18 protein-coding genes are annotated in these 17,423 nt (G+C 71.6%); 12 read left to right on the forward strand and 6 right to left on the reverse strand.

Features of this window, described 5'->3' with window-relative positions:
- Positions 1-5: 5 nt before the first annotated feature.
- From ACTOQ1_RS22940 to ACTOQ1_RS22955, 4 genes are all read left to right on the forward strand, one after another.
- Positions 6-758 (forward strand): metal ABC transporter ATP-binding protein, encoded by a 753-nt coding sequence (locus ACTOQ1_RS22940; RefSeq protein WP_440070210.1) that lies wholly within the window; start codon positions 6-8, stop codon positions 756-758.
- Positions 755-1,588: a metal ABC transporter permease gene (locus ACTOQ1_RS22945; protein ID WP_440070071.1), complete on the forward strand. Its 834-nt coding sequence runs from the start codon at positions 755-757 to the stop codon at positions 1,586-1,588. The genes ACTOQ1_RS22940 and ACTOQ1_RS22945 overlap by 4 nt, the downstream gene beginning before the upstream one ends.
- The gene (locus tag ACTOQ1_RS22950; protein WP_440070072.1) at positions 1,585-1,992 is read left to right on the forward strand and encodes a Fur family transcriptional regulator; all 408 of its coding nucleotides are present in this window, start codon (positions 1,585-1,587) and stop codon (positions 1,990-1,992) included. Before ACTOQ1_RS22945 ends, ACTOQ1_RS22950 begins: the two co-directional genes overlap by 4 nt.
- 255 nt (positions 1,993-2,247) lie before the next feature.
- On the forward strand, positions 2,248-2,796 hold the full coding sequence (locus ACTOQ1_RS22955) for a CGNR zinc finger domain-containing protein (RefSeq protein ID WP_440070073.1): 549 nt from the start codon (positions 2,248-2,250) through the stop codon (positions 2,794-2,796).
- Between the two features lie 180 nt (positions 2,797-2,976).
- Here ACTOQ1_RS22955 and ACTOQ1_RS22960 read toward each other — a convergent pair whose 3' ends face one another.
- From ACTOQ1_RS22960 to recO, 3 genes are read right to left on the reverse strand one after another with little or no spacing between them, the layout of a single operon-like run.
- Positions 2,977-3,741 carry a crotonase/enoyl-CoA hydratase family protein gene (locus tag ACTOQ1_RS22960; RefSeq protein ID WP_440070074.1) on the reverse strand — a complete coding sequence of 255 codons (765 nt, stop codon included), beginning with the start codon at positions 3,739-3,741 and terminating at the stop codon, positions 2,977-2,979.
- 44 nt (positions 3,742-3,785) lie between these two features.
- Positions 3,786-4,604, reverse strand: a complete 819-nt coding sequence (locus ACTOQ1_RS22965; RefSeq protein WP_440070075.1) for an isoprenyl transferase — start codon at positions 4,602-4,604, stop codon at positions 3,786-3,788.
- Positions 4,601-5,338, reverse strand: coding sequence for a DNA repair protein RecO (gene recO / locus ACTOQ1_RS22970; RefSeq protein WP_440070076.1), 738 nt, complete (start codon positions 5,336-5,338; stop codon positions 4,601-4,603). Before recO ends, ACTOQ1_RS22965 begins: the two co-directional genes overlap by 4 nt.
- 171 nt (positions 5,339-5,509) lie before the next feature.
- Here recO and ACTOQ1_RS22975 point away from each other — a divergent pair, with 171 nt between their 5' ends.
- From ACTOQ1_RS22975 to rocD, 5 genes are all read left to right on the forward strand, one after another.
- Entirely contained in the window at positions 5,510-7,084 is a 1,575-nt protein-coding gene (locus tag ACTOQ1_RS22975) for a CDP-alcohol phosphatidyltransferase family protein (protein ID WP_440070077.1), read from the forward strand.
- Positions 7,081-7,791 carry a DUF5941 domain-containing protein gene (locus tag ACTOQ1_RS22980; RefSeq protein WP_440070078.1) on the forward strand — a complete coding sequence of 237 codons (711 nt, stop codon included), beginning with the start codon at positions 7,081-7,083 and terminating at the stop codon, positions 7,789-7,791. Before ACTOQ1_RS22975 ends, ACTOQ1_RS22980 begins: the two co-directional genes overlap by 4 nt.
- 128 nt (positions 7,792-7,919) lie before the next feature.
- Positions 7,920-8,417 carry an Lrp/AsnC family transcriptional regulator gene (locus ACTOQ1_RS22985; RefSeq protein WP_440070079.1) on the forward strand — a complete coding sequence of 166 codons (498 nt, stop codon included), beginning with the start codon at positions 7,920-7,922 and terminating at the stop codon, positions 8,415-8,417.
- Positions 8,418-8,550: 133 nt separating this feature from the next.
- On the forward strand, positions 8,551-9,357 hold the full coding sequence (gene ddaH / locus ACTOQ1_RS22990; protein ID WP_440070080.1) for a dimethylargininase: 807 nt from the start codon (positions 8,551-8,553) through the stop codon (positions 9,355-9,357).
- A gap of 41 nt (positions 9,358-9,398) precedes the next feature.
- The gene (gene rocD, locus ACTOQ1_RS22995; protein ID WP_440070211.1) at positions 9,399-10,610 is read left to right on the forward strand and encodes an ornithine--oxo-acid transaminase; all 1,212 of its coding nucleotides are present in this window, start codon (positions 9,399-9,401) and stop codon (positions 10,608-10,610) included.
- 60 nt (positions 10,611-10,670) lie between these two features.
- Here rocD and ACTOQ1_RS23000 read toward each other — a convergent pair whose 3' ends face one another.
- Positions 10,671-12,239 (reverse strand): alkaline phosphatase D family protein, encoded by a 1,569-nt coding sequence (locus tag ACTOQ1_RS23000; protein WP_440070081.1) that lies wholly within the window; start codon positions 12,237-12,239, stop codon positions 10,671-10,673.
- Between the two features lie 259 nt (positions 12,240-12,498).
- Here ACTOQ1_RS23000 and ACTOQ1_RS23005 point away from each other — a divergent pair, with 259 nt between their 5' ends.
- The gene (locus ACTOQ1_RS23005) at positions 12,499-13,788 is read left to right on the forward strand and encodes a Glu/Leu/Phe/Val family dehydrogenase (RefSeq protein ID WP_440070082.1); all 1,290 of its coding nucleotides are present in this window, start codon (positions 12,499-12,501) and stop codon (positions 13,786-13,788) included.
- 398 nt (positions 13,789-14,186) lie between these two features.
- Here ACTOQ1_RS23005 and ACTOQ1_RS23010 read toward each other — a convergent pair whose 3' ends face one another.
- The gene (locus ACTOQ1_RS23010) at positions 14,187-14,678 is read right to left on the reverse strand and encodes a MarR family winged helix-turn-helix transcriptional regulator (protein ID WP_440070083.1); all 492 of its coding nucleotides are present in this window, start codon (positions 14,676-14,678) and stop codon (positions 14,187-14,189) included.
- Between the two features lie 86 nt (positions 14,679-14,764).
- Between ACTOQ1_RS23010 and ACTOQ1_RS23015 the strand changes: the two genes are divergently transcribed.
- On the forward strand, positions 14,765-15,853 hold the full coding sequence (locus tag ACTOQ1_RS23015; RefSeq protein WP_440070084.1) for a substrate-binding domain-containing protein: 1,089 nt from the start codon (positions 14,765-14,767) through the stop codon (positions 15,851-15,853).
- Positions 15,854-15,953: 100 nt separating this feature from the next.
- On the opposite strand, the gene ACTOQ1_RS23020 is transcribed toward ACTOQ1_RS23015, so the two are convergent.
- On the reverse strand, positions 15,954-16,535 hold the full coding sequence (locus tag ACTOQ1_RS23020; protein ID WP_440070085.1) for a TIGR03086 family metal-binding protein: 582 nt from the start codon (positions 16,533-16,535) through the stop codon (positions 15,954-15,956).
- A 63-nt stretch (positions 16,536-16,598) separates the two neighbouring features.
- Here ACTOQ1_RS23020 and ACTOQ1_RS23025 point away from each other — a divergent pair, with 63 nt between their 5' ends.
- Positions 16,599-17,342: an AraC family transcriptional regulator gene (locus tag ACTOQ1_RS23025; RefSeq protein ID WP_440070086.1), complete on the forward strand. Its 744-nt coding sequence runs from the start codon at positions 16,599-16,601 to the stop codon at positions 17,340-17,342.
- The last annotated feature ends 81 nt before the right edge of the window (positions 17,343-17,423 follow it).

The following is a 17,423-nucleotide window of genomic DNA, read 5'->3' on the forward strand; positions in this document are numbered from 1 at the left end:
TCACCATGAACGGCGGCCAGGTCAACCTGGACCGCCGTCCGGTGCTTCGCGGGATCGACCTGTCCGTCGAGCCCGGTGAGGCGGTGGCGGTGCTCGGCGCGAACGGATCGGGAAAGTCCACCCTCATCCGCGCCCTGCTCGGCCTCATCCCCCTATCCGGCGGCGAGACCCTCCTGTACGGCAGGCCGCCCGCCCGGTTCCGCGAGTGGTGGCGCATCGGCTACGTACCCCAGCGGCTCTCGGTGGGCGGGGGTGTGCCGACCACGATCCGCGAGGTCGTCGCCTCCGGCAGGATCGCGAGGCAGCGCCGGCTGCGCCCGACCGGCGCGGCCGACCGTGAGGCGACCGGCAGGGCCCTGGCGGCCGTCGGCCTGGCCCACCGCGCCTCCGACCCGGTGCAGGCGCTGTCCGGCGGGCAGCAGCAGCGGGTGCTGATCGCCCGCGCCCTCGCCGGAGAGCCCGACACCTTCGTCATGGACGAGCCCACGGCGGGCGTCGACTCCGAGAGCCAGCTGCTCCTCGCGGAGACCCTGTCCACACTCGTCGCGCAGGGCAAGACGGTCCTGCTGGTCGCGCACGAGCTCGGCCCGCTGGAGCCCCTGATCACCCGGGCGGTGGTCCTGCGGGACGGGTACGTGTGCCACGACGGCCCGCCACCCCAGGCGGTCGGCACGCACGCGCTGCCCGGCCACGACCACGTGCACCCGCACGCCGAGGAGGAGCCCGTGAGCCCGCTCGACTGGAGGCCCGCCTCATGATCGAGCTTCTGCAGTTCGACTTCATGCAGCGGGCGCTGATCGCCGCTCTCCTGGTCGGCCTGGCCGCCCCCGCCATCGGCACGTTCATGGTCCAGCGCCGCCTGGCCCTGCTGGGCGACGGCATCGGGCACGTCGCGCTGACCGGCGTGGCCCTGGGCTTCCTGACCGGAACGGCCCCGGTGCTGACGGCCGTGGTGGTCTCGATACTGGGCGCCGTGGCCATCGAACTGGTCCGCGAGCGCGGCAGGACCAGCGGGGACGTGGCGCTCGCCCTGCTGTTCTACGGCGGCATCGCCGGAGGCGTGCTGCTCATCTCGCTGGCTCCCGGGGGGAGCAACGCCACGCTGATGTCCTACCTGTTCGGCTCGATCAGCAGCGTCGCCGTCGAGGACGTGTGGGTGATCGGCCTGCTGGCGGTGGCGGTGCTCGGCGTGGTGACCGTCTTCGGGCGGGAACTCTATGTACTGTGCCAGGACGAGGAGGTCGCCAAGGCCAGCGGCCTGCCGGTCCGCTTCCTCAGCCTGCTGATCGCCGTGACCGCCGCGCTGACCGTGGTCATCGCCATGCGCGTCGTAGGATTGCTTCTGGTGAGCGCGTTGATGGTGGTACCCGTGGCCACCAGCCAGCAGCTCACCCGGGGGTTCGTGAGCACGATGTTCCTTTCCATGTCGTTCGGGATGATCTCCACGGTCGGTGGCCTGACCTCCTCCTTCTACATCGAGGTCCCGCCGGGCGCGATCATCGTCATCGTCGCTCTCGCGGGGTTCGTCCTCGCCCTCGGGCTCGGTAGATTCGTACGTCGAAGCCGACCTCAGGAGTCCAGCCCATGAGCAACAGGCGTGACGCCGTCCACACGATCCTCCGCCAGAGCGAGGGGTTCCGCAGCGCGCAGGACGTCTACGCGGAGATGCGCGCGGAAGGCGCCAAGATCGGACTGACAACCGTCTACCGGGCGCTCCAGGCGCTCGCCGACACCGGTCACGTCGATGTGCTGCGCACCGACGACGGCGAGTCGGTCTACCGGGCGTGCGCCAGCGGCGACCACCACCACCACCTGGTCTGCCGCAGGTGCGGCCGTACGGTGGAGGTGGCCGGACCCGCGGTGGAGCGCTGGGCCGAGACCGTCGGTTCCGAGCACGGCTTCACCGAGATCACCCACACGGTGGAGATCTTCGGAACCTGCGCCTCCTGCGCCACCGCCGCCAAGCCGCTCCGCACGCCGAGCCGCGCCTGAGCCCCACCTGAGCCGCGCCCGGGCGGACACCCCGGCGCGACGGAGCACACTGTACGAGAAGACTGTTTTCAGGACGCGGCGTACAACATCACGGCTCACCAGGACATGCTTCACGGAAAGCCTTGTCGCACGGGGCGCGCCACGGTGACGGGCGCCCGAGAGGGGGCGCCGGAGGTCCACGGGAGAGATACGCTTCCGACACGGCGAGCCGCCGTACGCGCCTCCACGTTGCAATCGCCTCCTACAGGAGTCAACATGCCATTCGGACATGACATGGTGCACTCACTCGCCACCGCGGTCGACCTGGTCAACACCTCCCCCTCCACCGGGGGCGAGGACACCCTGACCGACCTGAGGGAACTCGGCGACTTCGTGGCGCGCTGGGAGGTCAGCGGGGTCGGCGAGCTGAACGCCGCCGACCTGACCCAGGTGCGCGCGCTGCGCGAGGCCTTCCACAAGGTCTTCACCGCCCCGGACCAGCCCACCGCGGTCATCCGGCTGAACACCCTGCTGAGCGGGACCCGCATCACCCCGCGCCTGGCGGAGCACGACGGCCACCCCCTGCACGTCCACTACTTCGCGCCGGACGCCTCGCTCCACGAGCACCTCGCGGCCGACATCGGGGTCGCCCTGGCCCACCTGCTCGTCGAGGGCGAGTGGGAGCGCCTGCGCACCTGCTCGGCGCCCGACTGCGACCACGTCTTCGTGGACGAGTCACGCAACCGCTCGCGGGTCTACTGCGACAGCCGCACCTGCGGGAACCGGATGCACGTCGCCGCCTACCGCGCCCGGCGCCGGGCCTGACGTCACTCCCCGCTAATACCTGTTGACCTAGTAGGTAATGCGGGCAGGTTACGACGTGACTCGGTGCGCGGCTTCGTCCACGAGGTGGAGACCGGCCGCCTGCGCGAGGTCAAGGCCTGAGCCGAGGCACCGCGACGACGCGGAGGGGCGCGAACCCGGCCCCCGCCGGGGAACCGCGGGTCACAGAGCGCCGAAGTCGCCGTGGCGGCCGGCTCCCGCGGCGAAGCGGGACGCACCGGCCACCGCGCCGGGCAGGGCGTTCAGGCCGTGGCGCAGCTCCCCCGCCATGGCCTCCCGCTCGGGCAGCCCCTCCTGCTCCAGCACCGACATGCGGTCGCCGCGCATGCACTCCTGGGGAAAGCGCGCGATGGAGGCGGCCAGGTTCTCGGCGGCGGCGCGCGAGGTGCCGGCCGGCACCACCCGGTTGACCAGCCCCATGCCGAGGGCCTCCGCGGCGGCCACCGGACGGCCGGTGAGGATCATGTCCATCGCCCGTCCCGTCCCGACCAGCCGCGGCAGCCGGACGGTGCCGCCGTCGATCAGCGGGACGCCCCAGCGACGGCAGAAGACCCCGAACACCGCGTCCTCCTCGGCCACCCGCAGGTCGCACCACAGGGCCAGCTCCAGCCCTCCGGCGACCGCGTGCCCGGCGACGGCCGCGATCACGGGCTTGCCGAGCCGCATCCGGGTGGGCCCCATCGGCCCGTCGCCCTCGGGGTCCACCCGGTTGGCGCGGCCCTCGGCGACGGCCTTGAGGTCGGCTCCCGCGCAGAACGTTCCCCCCTCGCCCCACAGCACGGCCACTGCCGCGCCGGGGTCGGCGTCGAAGTCGCGGAAGGCGTCGGCGAGCGCCCGGGCCGTGGGGCCGTCGACGGCGTTGCGGACCTCGGGCCTGGAGAGCACGACGGTGGTGACGGGCCCGTCGCGTTCGATCCTGACAGTCATCCGGGAGCACCTCTCAGCGGGTCGGCGTCACCCGGAACATAACATTATTCCGCTGCGGCACCCGGGCCGCCCGAGGCGTCCCGCGCGGACGGGACCGCGTTCGGCACCGCTCCCCCGTATCTCCTGTCGCGCTTGGCGTACGTCTCGCAGGCCTCCCACAGATCGCGGCGGTCGAAGTCGGGCCAGAGACGGTTGAGGAAGACCATCTCGGCGTACGCCGTCTGCCAGATCAGGAAGTTGGAGATGCGCTGCTCGCCGGAGGACCGCACGAACAGGTCGACATCGGGGATCTGCGGCTCGTCCAGGTATCGGGCGAAGGTCTCCTCCTTCACCCGGCCCGGCTTCACCCGCCCGTCGGCGATGTCCTGCGCCAGGCGCAGGGCGGCGTCCACGATCTCGGCGCGGCCGCCGTAGTTGACGCAGAACTGCAGGGTGAGCGTGGAGTTTCCCTCGGTCATCTCCTCGGCGTCGCGCAACTCCTGGATGACGCTCCTCCACAGCCGGCCGGGGCGTCCCGCCCAGCGGACCCGCACGCCCATCGCGTGGAGCTGGTCCCTGCGGCGGCGGATGACGTCGCGGTTGAAGCCCATCAGGAAGCGGACCTCGTCGGGGGAGCGCTTCCAGTTCTCCGTGGAGAAGGCGTAGGCCGACAGGTACGGGATGCCGAGCTCGATCGCGCCCTCGATCACGTCGAAGAGCGACGCCTCGCCCGCCTTGTGCCCCTCGGTGCGGGGCAGGCCGCGCTGCTTGGCCCACCTGCCGTTGCCGTCCATCACGATCGCCACGTGCCGGGGCACGAGGTCGCGCGGGATCGGGGGCGGGGTTGCGCCGGAGGGATGCGGGACGGGTGGGCGGACGTTCACGTGGCGAGCTCCCTTTCTACGTGTCGAAGAGAGCGTATGCCGTGTTCGAGATGCCACTGGAGGTAGGCCGCGACCAGGCCGCTGCACTCGGCGCGGTGCCGGGCGACGGAGGCGTCCGCGGTGAGCCAGTCGCCCTTGAGCAGCGCCACCATCAGGGCGAGGGTCTCCCCCTCGGGCACCGCCGCGCCCGCGGGACGGCAGGTCCCGCACACCACGCCCCCGGCCACGATGGCGAAGGCCCGCACCGAGACGGCCTTGCACCGGGCGCAGGCCTCCAGGGCGGGGGCGTACCCGGCGACGGCGAGGGAGCGCAGGAAGTAGGCGTCCAGGACGAGCCTGGCCTCGTGGTCACCCGAACCGAGCGTGCGCAGGCCGCCGACGAGCAGCAGGAACTGGCGCAGCGCGGGCTCCTTCTCCCCCATGACCAGGCGGTCGGCGGTCTCCAGCATCGCGGTGCCCGCCGTGTAGCGCGGATAGTCGGAGACGAGCGGCTCGCCGTAGGACCGGATGGTCTCGGCCTGGGTGATCATGTCGAGCGTGCGGCCGGTGTGGAACTGGAGGTCGACGTGGGTGAACGGCTCGAGCCTGCCCCCAAATCGTGATGTTGTCCGCCGGACCCCCTTGGCGACGGCCCGGATCTTGCCCATCCGCCGGGTCAGGACGGTGACGATGCGGTCGGCCTCGCCCAGCTTGTGGGTGCGCAGCACGATGCCGTCGTCACGGTACAGACTCACCCGCACAGTGTAGTGGGACCGTTCACTTGGCAGAGGTGGAACCATGATCAAACGACACGGATAGATCACCGGTGCGTGTTGTTCACCCAAAACTCACTAAACTTTGGCCTCTGGCGAAATGCCGCCCCCGGTTACACCGCCTCAACACCCGTCTCCGCACGAAAGGGTGCCATGCCCCGCGTGGTCCTGCTGGGCTCATCGCCCGGCCCCGATGCCGCTCCCGGCCAGGCGACGCCCGCCGCGTTGACCCTGCCCGCGCTTCCCGGCTGCCCCACGGTGATCGGCAAGCTGCACGGCCAGCTCGCCTCACTCGACCCCCAGCCGGTGACGATCGTCCGCTCGGGCGACGCCGCCGCCCACCGGGGCTTCCCCGGCAGCCTGGTCGAGACCTCCGACCTGGCCGGCGACCTGCGTGCCGTGGCCGACGCGGTCGAGGGCGCCACCGAGAACCTGCTCTTCCTGCCGACCAACTCGCTGATCCACGACGAGCTGATCTACCAGATCACCAAGTCGAAGCGCGGGGCCCTCGCGCTGATCACCAAGGAGCCGCGGGAGGAGGACGAGAACGGCGACGTCATCGTCCCCGACGTCCCGATCGACGAGGCCCTGCCGGAGATCGGCGACCGGAGGCTGGAGGACCTGCCCGTCCGGGTGCGCGCCCGCAAGTCCCGGGTCATCTCGGTGGGCTCGGCCTTCCACGGGGTGACGAGGCCCAACTCGGTCCTGCTCGGCCCGCTGCACCTGCACCACAAGCACGCGCCCGTCCTCGCCGAAGCCGCCCGCGAGCTGGCCGACATGGCCCACCTGCTGGGTCCCGACGACGACCTGGTCCAGCTGCTGGTCCTGGGCCTGGTGCGCAAGGGCGTCTCCGTCGGCATCCGCGGCCGCCGCGACCTGTTCTTCCGCCGGGTGTCCTCTCCCGAGCAGGCCGCCGAGGCGCTCGCCGAGATGTCCACGTTCGACGAGGACAAGGCGCGGCTGAACAACGCGGTCAAGGGCGCCGACGGCTTCTTCACCACGTACTTCGTCAGCACCTACTCCCGGTTCATCGCCCGCTGGGCGGCCAGGCGGGGGCTCACCCCCAACCAGGTCACGCTGATCTCGATCGCGCTGGGCGTGGCGGCGGCGCTGTGCTTCGCCACCGGCGAGCGGGCCGGGATGGTCGCGGGCGGCGTGCTGATCTACTTCGCGTTCGTCTTCGACTGCGTGGACGGCCAGGTCGCGCGGTACGCCCGCAAGTTCGGCGTGCTGGGGGCGTGGCTGGACGCCACGTTCGACCGGTTCAAGGAGTACGTGGTCTTCGCGGGCCTGGCGGTCGGCGCGGCGGTCTCCGGCGTGGGCGACGTCTGGACGCTGGCGCTGATCGCGCTCGGCGTGCAGTCCATCAAGCACCTCCTCGACTTCTCCTACGGCGCGGCGAACCGGCGCAAGCCCCCGTCGCCGCTGCCCTCGGTGCCGTTGTCGGTCAGCGCCGACACCGGCCTGCGCCAGGCGCTGGAGCAGCGCAAGAACGCCACGACTAGCGGGATCCGCAACCTGCTGAAGATGTGGGGCAGGGCCGGCAGGTACCGGGCCGTGCACTGGGCCCGCAAGATGATCGTGTTCCCCATCGGTGAGCGCTTCGCCGCCATCGCGATCGTCAGCGCCCTGTTCGACGCCAGGATCACCTTCCTGACACTGATCATCTGGGGCGGCATCGGGGCCGCCTACTCGCTCACCGGACGCCTGATGAGGTCTCTCGCATGATCACCCAGCCGCAGACCACCCCCGCTCCGGATCCGTACGAGGAGCGGCTGCGCGTGCAGACCGCCCGGCTGCTCGCCTACCGCGACGACGGCCCGCTGGTCACGCTGCTGCGCGACAAGGTCGGTCCGGGCCTGCCCCCGGTGCCCGCCTCGCTCGCCGCGCTGCTGGCGATCATCGCGATGGCCGTGACCGGGATGCTGGTGAACGGGCCCATCCTGCTCGTCCCGGTGCTGGTCATGATCGTCCTGGTGCTGCCCACCGCGGCCCGCGACCACCTCGGCAAGCTCGACTGGCTGACGCCGCCGCTGATCCGGGCGGCCGAGTTCCTCACGATCATCCTGATCGGTCTGGCGGTCGACGCGCCCAAGTGGCTGCTGTACGTGCTGATCTACGTGATCGGCTACCACACCTACGACACGGTGTACCGGACGCGGCAGAGCATCTGGCCGGCCCCCTGGGTGTTCCAGGCCGGGCTGGGCTGGGAGCTCCGGCTGCTGCTGGTCGGCGCCGGTGCCGCGCTGGGCGTGCTGACGTGGGTGCTGGCCGCGCTAACGCTCTACCTCGGCGTGCTGTTCGCGGTCGAGAGCGTGACGAGCTGGGTCGGCCTGGACAAGCAGACGGCGAACGCCGCCCAGGCTAGCGACGACCTGGAAACCTCTCCCGAGGAGGCCCAGGAACAGGCCACCGGCGAGGCCGACCAGACCTGACCCGAGACCTCGCGAACGGCGCGTGCCGCCGGACAGATCATCTGTCCGGCGGCATTCGCGTGTCCAGGGCCGCACGCCACCGCCGCCCATCGCGAACCCGCACCGGCCCAGGCGGTATACAGGTCTGCGTGGAACTGGACAGGCTGGATCGCGACATCATCGGGGCGCTCATCGAGGACGCTCGCGCCACGTACGCGGAGATCGGGCAGCGGGTGGGCCTGTCGGCGTCGGCGGTGAAACGCCGGGTGGACCGGCTGCGCGAGACCGGCGCCATCACCGGGTTCACCGCCCGGGTGGAGCCCGCGGCGCTCGGCTGGACCACCGAGGCCTACGTGGAGCTGTTCTGCGCGGGCAAGACCTCGCCGTCGGAGATCGGGGTGGCCGTCGGCCGCCATCCCGAGGTCGTCTCGGCGTGCACCATCACCGGCGAGGCCGACGCGCTGCTGCACATCAGGGCCACCGACGTGCGGCACGTGGAGAGGGTGATCGAGCGCATCGCCGCGGAGCCGTTCGTGGTGCGGACCAAGAGCTCCATCGTGCTCTCCCGCCTGATCGAGGCCCCCCTGGTCACCTCGCGCAGCGAGCCGTTCGTCGCCCCGCACAACGAATCGACGTTTCTGGCCTGAAGCACGCAAGAAACCCGCGTCAGCGCGCAAACGCAGCCCCTTGGCCTGCGAGAACGCTGTTCCTAGGCTGATGGCACCGCCGTCGAGACCGTGACGGCGGCTGTCACCACGACCTTTAACTGCGGGGTTATCCATGACGAGGCACTACCTCATGTGTCGGCCCGACCATTTCGCGGTCGAGTATGCGATCAACCCGTGGATGCATCCCGAGTCCGGCGCCGACCGCGAGTTGGCGATCAGGCAGTGGGAGACCCTCAGGAGCGCCTACGAGGAGCTCGGGCACCGCGTCAGCCTCATCGACCCGGTGGAGGGCCTGCCGGACATGGTCTTCGCCGCCAACGGCGCGCTGGTCGTGGACGGCCGCGTGTACGGTGCGCGGTTCACCCACCCGCAGCGCGCGGCCGAGGGGCCCGCGTACCTGAAGTGGTTCGTCGACAACGGCTACGAGCGGGTCCGTGACGCGGCCTTCACCAACGAGGGCGAAGGCGACTTCCTCACGCTCGACCACCTGGTGCTGGCCGGGACCGGGTTCCGCACCGACATCACCGCGCACAAGGAGGCCCAGGAGTTCCTCGGCCGCCCGGTGGTGACGCTGCAGCTGGTGGACCCCCGGTTCTACCACCTGGACACCGCACTCTTCCCGCTAAACGGACATAACGTGGCATACTTCCCAGAGGCCTTCTCGCCGGGGAGCCAGGAGGTGCTCCGCGTCCTCTTCCCCGACGCCGTCATCGCGGGCGAGGCCGACGCGGCCGTACTGGGCCTCAACGCCGTCAGCGACGGCGTCAACGTGGTGATCAACGCCGAGGCCGCCGACCTGCAGCTCGAACTCAAGCGCCGCGGCTTCGAGGTCATCCCGGTGGACCTGTCGGAGCTTCGCAAGGCCGGCGGCGGCCCCAAGTGCTGCACGCTGGAGATCCGGGGACGGCGCGCGGCATGACGGCCACGGACCAGGCGAACCAGGGAGGGGCGGGACATCGGATGACCGGCACCGACGACTTCATCGAGCTGAGCGAGCGCCGCAGCGCGCACAACTACCACCCCCTGCCCGTCGTGATCCACGAGGCGCAGGGCGCCTGGGTCGTCGACGTGGAGGGCAGGCGGTTCCTCGACTGCCTGTCCGGCTACTCCTCACTGAATTTCGGGCACGGCAACCCGAAGATCATCGCAGCGGCGCAGGAGCAGCTGTCGCGGCTCACCCTGACCAGCCGCGCCTTCTTCCACGACCAGTTCGCCGCCTTCGCCGCCGGGCTGGGCGACCTCACCGGCAAGGACATGGTCCTGCCGATGAACACCGGCGCCGAGGCCGTGGAGACCGCGATCAAGGTGGCCCGCAAGTGGGGCTACGAGGTCAAGGGCGTGGCCGCCGAGCAGGCCAACATCATCGTGATGGAGGACAACTTCCACGGCCGGACCACCACGATCGTCGGCTTCTCCACCGACCCCGACGCCCGCGGCGGCTTCGGCCCGTACACCCCCGGTTTCAGGATCGTGAAGTACGGCTCCGTCGAGGCGATCCGCGAGGCCGTCGACGCCAACACGGTCGCGGTGCTGCTGGAGCCCATCCAGGGCGAGGCCGGGGTGCTGGTGCCGCCGGACGGCTACCTCACCGAGGTGCGCGAGCTGTGCACCGCGGAGAACATCCTGATGATCGCCGACGAGATCCAGTCGGGCCTCGGACGCACCGGCGAGACCTTCGCCTGCGACCACGAGGGCGTCGTCCCCGACATCTACGTGCTGGGCAAGGCCCTGGGCGGCGGCGTCGTCCCGGTCTCGGCGATCACCGCGAACGAGGACGTGCTCGGCGTGATCAGGCCGGGGCAGCACGGCTCGACCTTCGGCGGCAACCCGCTCGCCTGCGCGGTCGCGAACGCGGTCATCGAGCTGCTCGGCACCGGCGAGTACCAGGCGCGGGCCAGGGAGCTCGGCGAGGTCATGCACGAGAGGCTGCGCGCGCTGATCGGCCACGGCGTGATCGCCGTGCGCGGGCGCGGCCTGTGGGCGGGGGTCGACATCGACCCGTCGCTGGCGAGCGGGCGGGAGGTCTCCAAGGCGCTCATGGCCCACGGCGTCCTGGCCAAGGACACTCACGGCTCGACCATCCGCCTCGCCCCGCCGATCGTCGTCTCCGAGGAGGACCTCGTGTGGGCGGTCGACCAGCTCGGCGCGGTCCTGACGGAACTCGCGCGGTGACCCCTCCGGTGCGGCCCGCGTCCCGGAGGGGACGCGGGCCGCACCGGAACCCCGGGGCCTCTAGCGGACGGGTGAGTCCTCCAGCTCCACGACGGTGATCTCCGAGACCTCGGTGCCCGTGGCGGTGTCCCAGCGCACCGACGTGGGGGCGGTGTCCAGGGAGAGGATCGCCACCGCGTTGGAGAACCACGGGCCGTTGGTGATCCGCCACTTGAACGGCGGCTTGGGGATCCTGGCCGCGCGGGAGAGCGAGCGGCCGATCAGGCTGGCGATGCCGAACTGGGCGACGATGTTGGCCAGGCGGAGGGTGCGGCTCAGCGGGTTGCGGATCGGGGAACAGACCAGCTGGTAGACGGGGAGCCCGCGGGCCTTGGCCACGTAGGAGTAGTGCACGTCGCCGGAGAGCATGATCACCGGCTTCCCCAGCCCCATCAGCAGCTTGGACAGGTCCTCGAACGAGCGGCGGAAGGCAGCCCAGTGCTCCAGGTCGACGGCCTGGCGCAGGGTCTCCGACCAGCGGGCCACGGTCTTGCCCCAGGCGCCCTGGGCCAGGGCCTCGTTCCAGTTCTGGATGTGGTGGATGCCCGCCGGCAGCAGGAACGGCACCGAGGAGCCGATCACGAAGCGCTTCGCGCCGTCCCTGCGGAGCTGATCGGTGAGCCACTCCCACTCCACCGGGTCGATCATGCGCCGGTCGGCGGGGTCGAGCTGGCGGGAGCAGCGGGAGTCGAGCATGATCAGGCGGGTGTCGCCGAGGTCGCGGGCGTAGCTCCACCGGCTGTCGGCGGGAACGTCGTAGGCGTGCTCGGCGAAGACGTCGAGGACCTCGGCGCCGTCCCCCTCGGCCGCGCACACCTTGCTGAGCACCTCGTCGGAGGCCCGTTCCGCCGGCGACATGTTGCCCAGGTGCTGGTAGACCCAGTAGGCGCCGATCCCGGAGACCACCCGGTGCCGCCACCAGGGGACGTCCTCCATCGCCTTGCGCCAGGAGATGGAGGTGTTGAAGTCGTCGCGCAGGTCGTGGTCGTCGAAGATCATCGCGGTAGGCACGGTGGAGAGGAGCCAGCGGATCTCCGGGTCGGTCCACGCCAGGCGGTACAGCTCGGCGTACTCCTCGAAGTCGGCGATCTCCTTCTTCGGGTCGGTGTCCCTGCGGCTCGCGATGAACTCCAGCATCTCGGCGGACGGCTCGTCGGCGTAGACCTGGTCGCCGAGGAGCAGCAGCAGGTCGGGCCAGCGCTCGTCGGGCGCGTCCGGCAGGGTGCCGCCGTACGCGCGCAGCACGTCCACCCCGTGGGAGATCGTGTACACGAGGTCGTGCGGCACGCTGGTCCGGCAGGAGCCGAACATGACGCGGTTCGGGCCGTCCGGGCCGAGCAGGCGGATGCGGCTCGGCGGCTGGTCGGGCAGCGGCCACACGGTCTCCCCGCCCAGGCGCACCTCGTAGGTCCCGCCGCTCTCCACGTCGACGATCGCGTAGTGGTGACCGTGGACGGTGAACGTCCTGGCCTCCGAACGCACGCCGCCGACCTCGACCGTCACCTCACACGGCTCGCTCGTCTCCACCCATACCGACGCGCTCGTCTCGTCGACATAACGCAGCATCGGTCCGACCACAAGTTCCGGCACGTTCATCCCCTCAGCCACTGCACAACGGCAAGAATCCTTGACCGGAGACTGCCAAATCTGCGTGTTACCCCCAGATTGCCCAAGAGGACCGGCAGATAACAACGCACCTCCTGGTCGCGTGCCCGCGAACAGGCCCGGTGATCAGTCATCAGAACGAAACACGGTCCGTCCTTGCGGGCAAAAAACCGAACCTACTCTGATCGTGACCATGTGCCCCGAGTGGAGCAAGGGCGCTCCGCTCACCGTACGGAGGTTTGCCTTGACAACGCTCACGGTGCCGTCGACGACGCCGGCCGCCACCACCTCGGCCAGTCCGGGCCGGCAGGCCCTCGACTCCGCGCTGTTCCAGCTCGACCAGGCGGCCGACCGGCTGGACCTGGACGACAGCCTGCGCAACATGCTCGCCACCCCCCGCCGCTCGCTCACCGTCTCGGTCCCGGTCCGCCGCGAGGACGGCCGGATGGACGTCGTGCAGGGCTTCCGGGTGCAGCACAACACTACCCGGGGCCCGGCGAAGGGCGGCATCCGCTTCCACCCCCGCACCGACGTCCACGAGGTCACCGCCCTGGCCATGGGCATGACGTGGAAGTGCGCGCTGGCCGGCATCCCCTACGGGGGCGCCAAGGGCGGCGTCTCGGTGGACCCCGCCTCGCTGAGCGCCCGCGAGCTGGAACGGGTCACCCGGCGCTACGTCAACGAGGTCCTGCCGATCATCGGTCCCGAGAGGGACGTCCCGACCCCCGACGTCGGGACCGACGAGCGGACCATGGCCTGGATCATGGACACCTACTCGGTGAACGCGGGCTACCCGGTGCCCGGCGTGACGATCGGCGGTCCCGTGACCCCCGGTGGCGCGCCCGACCGGGCCGGGGCCACCTCTCGCGGCGTGCGGATCGCCGCGCTCAGGGCCCTGGACGGCTCCCCCGAGGGCCGCACCGTCGCGATCCAGGGCTTCGGCAAGGTCGGCGCCCCGGCCGCGCGCTACCTCGCCGACGCGGGCTGCCTCGTGGTCGCCGTCTCCGACCGCACCGGGGCCGTGATCGACCGCTCCGGCCTGGACGTCGACGACCTGCGGGCGTGGTCGGAGGAGACCGGCGGCGTGCGCGGCTACCACCGGGCGGACGCGCTGTCGCGGGAGGAACTGCTGGAGCTCGACGTGGACGTGCTCGTCCCCGCCGCGATGGAAGGGGCGATCACCGAGGAGAACGCCACCCGGATCAGGGCCGGCCTGGTCGTGGAGGGCGCCAGCTCCCCCACCACGCCCGGGGCGGACCGCGTCCTCGCCGACGCGGGCGTCACCGTGGTCCCCGACATCCTGGCCAACGCGGGCGGCGTGATCGTCTCCTACCTGGAGTGGCTGCAGGACATGCAGGCGCGCTCGTGGAGCGCGCGCGAGGTCGACGCGAGGCTCCGCGGCATCGTGGAGGACGCGTTCGACACGACCGCGACGGTCGCCGCCGAGTGCGGGATCACCCTGCGCCAGGCGGCCCACGTGATCGGTGTCGGCCGTGTCGCCGAGGCCCACCGGGCGCGCGAGCTGCACTCCTGAGGCCGTGATCGGTGCCGGCCGTGTCGTCGAGGGCTGCACTCCTGAGGCCGTGGTCGGTGCCGGCCGTGTCGCCGAGGCCCACCGGGCGCACGGGCTGCACTCCTGAGGCCGTGGTCGGTGCCGGCCGTGTCGCCGAGGCCCACCGGGCGCACGGGCTGCACTCCTGAGGCCGTGGTCGGTGCCGGCCGTGTCGCCGAGGCCCACCGGGCGCACGGGCTGCACTCCTGAGGCCGTGGTCGGTGCCGGCCGTGTCGCCGAGGCCCACCGGGCGCACGGGCTGCACTCCTGAGGCCGTGAGGGGGCGTGTCATGGGGCCTGAGGAACCCGTGGACCGGAGCGCGGCGCGGTCCCCGCGGGTCAGAGCGCGCACGGGCTCCGACGCCGCCGGCCGGGGCACGTCACGAGCGGCCGGGGCCGCCGGGGGCGCGCTCCGGGACCGCCGGCGACGGGACCGCCGGAGCATCGTCCAGGGCGGTGACCAGCCCCTCCAGATCCCGCATGAGCCGCTCGGTGCGCTCGGTGCCGTAGACCGCCTCGATCAGCCGATGGTGCTCGGCCACCCCGCCCTCGACCCGGGCCAGCAGCTCGGACCCGCGGTCGGCGAGGAAGACGGCGACCTTCCGGCGATCGCCCGGGTCGTGACCCCGATAGACGAGGGAACGGTCGATGAGCCGGTCGATGGCCTTGGTCAGCGTCGGGTGCGGCATCAGCACGGCCTCGGCCAGGTCGCCCATCGAGTGCCCCCGGCCGTCGGCGAGGGCGCGCAGGATGCGCCACTGCTCGACGGAGACGTCCTGGGCGGTCACCGCCGCGGCGAGTCCCCGGTTGACACTGCGCTCGGCCCTGCTGAGGAGGTAGGCGAGCGAGGATCCCAGCCCGGTCGTCACCACATGGAGCTCCCGTCTGCGTCACGATCCGTGTCCCGTCCGAGTGACGGGACTGCCGTACCCATCCATTCCGGAGGATACTCGTCTGTGTGGCAGAAGCCATCACACCCGTCATAGAACCCCTGGAAGCCCGGCTGCTCCCGGGGGACGCGCTGCGCGTCGGGCTGGTCGTGCCGATCTCCGGCGTGCTCGGCCTCGTGGGGCCGTGCGCGATCAACTGCGCGATCCTCGCCGCCGACGAGGTGAACCTCTCGGGCGGGATGCTCGGCAGGCCGGTGGAGCTGGTCCTGGTCGACGGCGGTCGTCCGGCGGCGCAGGTGGCCGCCGAGGTGGCGGGGCTCGCGCGCTGCGGCGCGATCGACGCCGTGGTCGGCACCCACGGCAGCGACGTCAGGATCGAGGTGGTGCGGGCGCTGGCCGGCAGGGTGCCGTTCGTCTACGCGCCGCCGTACGAGGGGGGCGGTCACGCGCCGGGTGTCTACTTCCTGGGCGAGACCCCCGGCCGCCAGTTGCGGCCCGGCCTCGACTGGCTGATCGACCGCCGCCGGGCGCGCAGGTGGTTCCTGCTCGGCAACGACTACGTCTGGCCGCGCCTGGTCCACGGGGCGGCCCGCCGCCACCTCGCCGCACGGGACGTCGGGGTCGTCGGCGAGCTCCTGGTGCCGTACGGCACCCGCGACTTCTCCCCGGCCCTGGAGAGGCTGGTGGCCGGCCGGCCCGACGCGGTGCTGCTCAGCCTGGTGGGCAGCGACCTGGTCGCCTTCAACCGGGCCTTCGCGGCGGCCGGACTGTCCTGGCCACGGCTCTGCGGCGCGCTGGAGGAGCACGGCCTGCTCGGCATCGGCGGCGACGCCACCGGCGAGCTGTACGGGGCGATGGGTTACTTCGCGAGCCTGGGCACCGACGACAGCCTGAGCCTCGGCGAGCGCTACGCCCGCAGGTTCGGCTCGACCGCGCCGCTGCTCAACGGGCACGGGCAGGGCTGCTACGAGGCGGTGCTGATGCTCGCCGCGCTCGGCTCGCGCGCCGGGACGCTCGCCGTGCCCGAGGTGGACGCGATCGCCGACGGCACCTCCATCGTCACCGCGCGGGGGCGGCTGACCCTGCGCGGACGCGGGGTGCGGCGGCAGGCCCACATCGGCCGGGCCGACGGGCTGGACTTCGACATCGTCCGCTAGGGCCGGGACTTCGGATCTGCAGGCGGGCGGAGGACCTCGAACCCGCGAAACGGCCCCGCGCGGTGTTCTCAGCGGGTCCAGGCGGGGTCGCGCGGTGTTCTCAGCGGGTCCAGGCGGGGTCGCGGCCGATGAGGCCGAGCGCGCGGTCCAACGGCGACGCCGAGGCCGGGACGCCGACCTCCGGCCCGTAGACGCCCATCTCCCGCCCCTGCGCGGCGTTCTTGGCCAGCTCGTCGTGCAGGTACGCGACAAGGTCGTCGTCCCAGGCCGGGCGCCGGTCGATCGCCCGCGCCAGGTCCCAGCCGTGCACGACCAGCTCGCCCACCACCATGCCTCCGACCAGCGACGCCGGCAGCTCCATCGGGCCGCCCATGTGCGTCGTCCCCTCCCACGCGGCGGGACGGCTCCAGGCGGCCACGGTGCGCTTGACGTGGATCTCGAGGGCGGCCGCCCAGTCCCCCTCGGTCAGGTCCACGTCCGTCTCGCTCCCGGCCGGTGGCGGTACGGTCTCCTTGCGCGCGGCCGCCTCGAGCGACGGTCCCCAGAACAGCAGGTGGTTGATCAGCTTGCGCACGTCGTACTCGGAGCACGGGGTCCGGGCACTCAGCTGGTCCGGCTCGATGATGTGAATGATCTCCGCCAGGGGCGCGGCCGCGCGGGTCATCAGCTCTCTGTCATGCATGGCGTCCAGGAAAACACGTCCCGCGACGGGTGTATTGAACAAACGCGACATAGGCTCGGCCGCATGTCCAGGGACATCCGTGAGCTCGCCGGTGCGTGGACGAGGTTCCAGCGCCACGCCTTCCCGAGGCCGTCGCCCGATCTGGCGCCCTACGTCGAACGCTACTGGGTGGTCTCGTGGGACTACGCCGAGCCCTACAGGCAGCTGGTCGTGCCGTACCCCAATGTGCACCTGACCTTCCGTGACAGCGGCGCGACGGTGCAGGGCGTCTGCGACGGGCATCGGATCAAGGTGCTGGAAGGCAGGAGCGGCGTGTTCGGGGTGGCGTTCCGGCCGGGGGGGTTCCGGCCGTTCCTGGGTGCGCCCGTCTCGACGATCACGAACCGGTCTCTCGACGCGCGCCAGGTGTTCACCGGTGACCTGCCGGACCCGGTCGATGTCGCGACCGTCGAGGACTTCCTCAGGGCTCGGCTGCCCGAGCGCGACGCCAAGGTGGAGCGAGCCGCGGGGATCGTCGCGACGATCGCCGCCAATCCTGAGATCACCAGGGTCACCACACTGGCCGACCTCTTCGAGACCAATGTCCGGGAACTGCAGCGGCTGTTCGCCGACTACGTCGGCATAGGTCCGAAATGGGTGATCCGTCGCTACCGGCTGCACGAGGTCACCGAGCGGCTGGAGCGAGGCGCGCCGGCGGACTGGGCGGGGCTGGCGACCGAACTCGGGTACGCGGACCAGGCGCACTTCGTCCGGGACTTCAAGGACATGTTCGGTGAGTCTCCGACCTGGTACGCCGAACGCCTCTAGGGCCCGTACGGGGGCGAGGCCGGGGGGACGGGCCCGGCTCCGGACCTGCGGCAGTGGCTCACCGGCGGGTGCGGCGGTTCC

Origin of the sequence: Streptosporangium sp. OZ121, from assembly GCF_051918885.1 — a bacterium.
Lineage (GTDB): Bacteria > Actinomycetota > Actinomycetes > Streptosporangiales > Streptosporangiaceae > Streptosporangium.

Coding starts and splice junctions, on each gene's coding strand:
- ACTOQ1_RS23020 (WP_440070085.1), bottom strand. CDS start 16,535: ATGCATGACAGAGAGCTGATGACCCGCGCGGCCGCGCCCCTGGCGGAG.
- ACTOQ1_RS22950 (WP_440070072.1), top strand. CDS start 1,585: ATGAGCAACAGGCGTGACGCCGTCCACACGATCCTCCGCCAGAGCGAG.
- ACTOQ1_RS22955 (WP_440070073.1), top strand. CDS start 2,248: ATGCCATTCGGACATGACATGGTGCACTCACTCGCCACCGCGGTCGAC.
- ACTOQ1_RS22945 (WP_440070071.1), top strand. CDS start 755: ATGATCGAGCTTCTGCAGTTCGACTTCATGCAGCGGGCGCTGATCGCC.
- ACTOQ1_RS22980 (WP_440070078.1), top strand. CDS start 7,081: ATGATCACCCAGCCGCAGACCACCCCCGCTCCGGATCCGTACGAGGAG.
- ACTOQ1_RS23025 (WP_440070086.1), top strand. CDS start 16,599: ATGTCCAGGGACATCCGTGAGCTCGCCGGTGCGTGGACGAGGTTCCAG.
- ddaH (WP_440070080.1), top strand. CDS start 8,551: ATGACGAGGCACTACCTCATGTGTCGGCCCGACCATTTCGCGGTCGAG.
- rocD (WP_440070211.1), top strand. CDS start 9,399: ATGACCGGCACCGACGACTTCATCGAGCTGAGCGAGCGCCGCAGCGCG.
- ACTOQ1_RS22975 (WP_440070077.1), top strand. CDS start 5,510: ATGCCCCGCGTGGTCCTGCTGGGCTCATCGCCCGGCCCCGATGCCGCT.
- ACTOQ1_RS22940 (WP_440070210.1), top strand. CDS start 6: ATGAACGGCGGCCAGGTCAACCTGGACCGCCGTCCGGTGCTTCGCGGG.
- ACTOQ1_RS22960 (WP_440070074.1), bottom strand. CDS start 3,741: ATGACTGTCAGGATCGAACGCGACGGGCCCGTCACCACCGTCGTGCTC.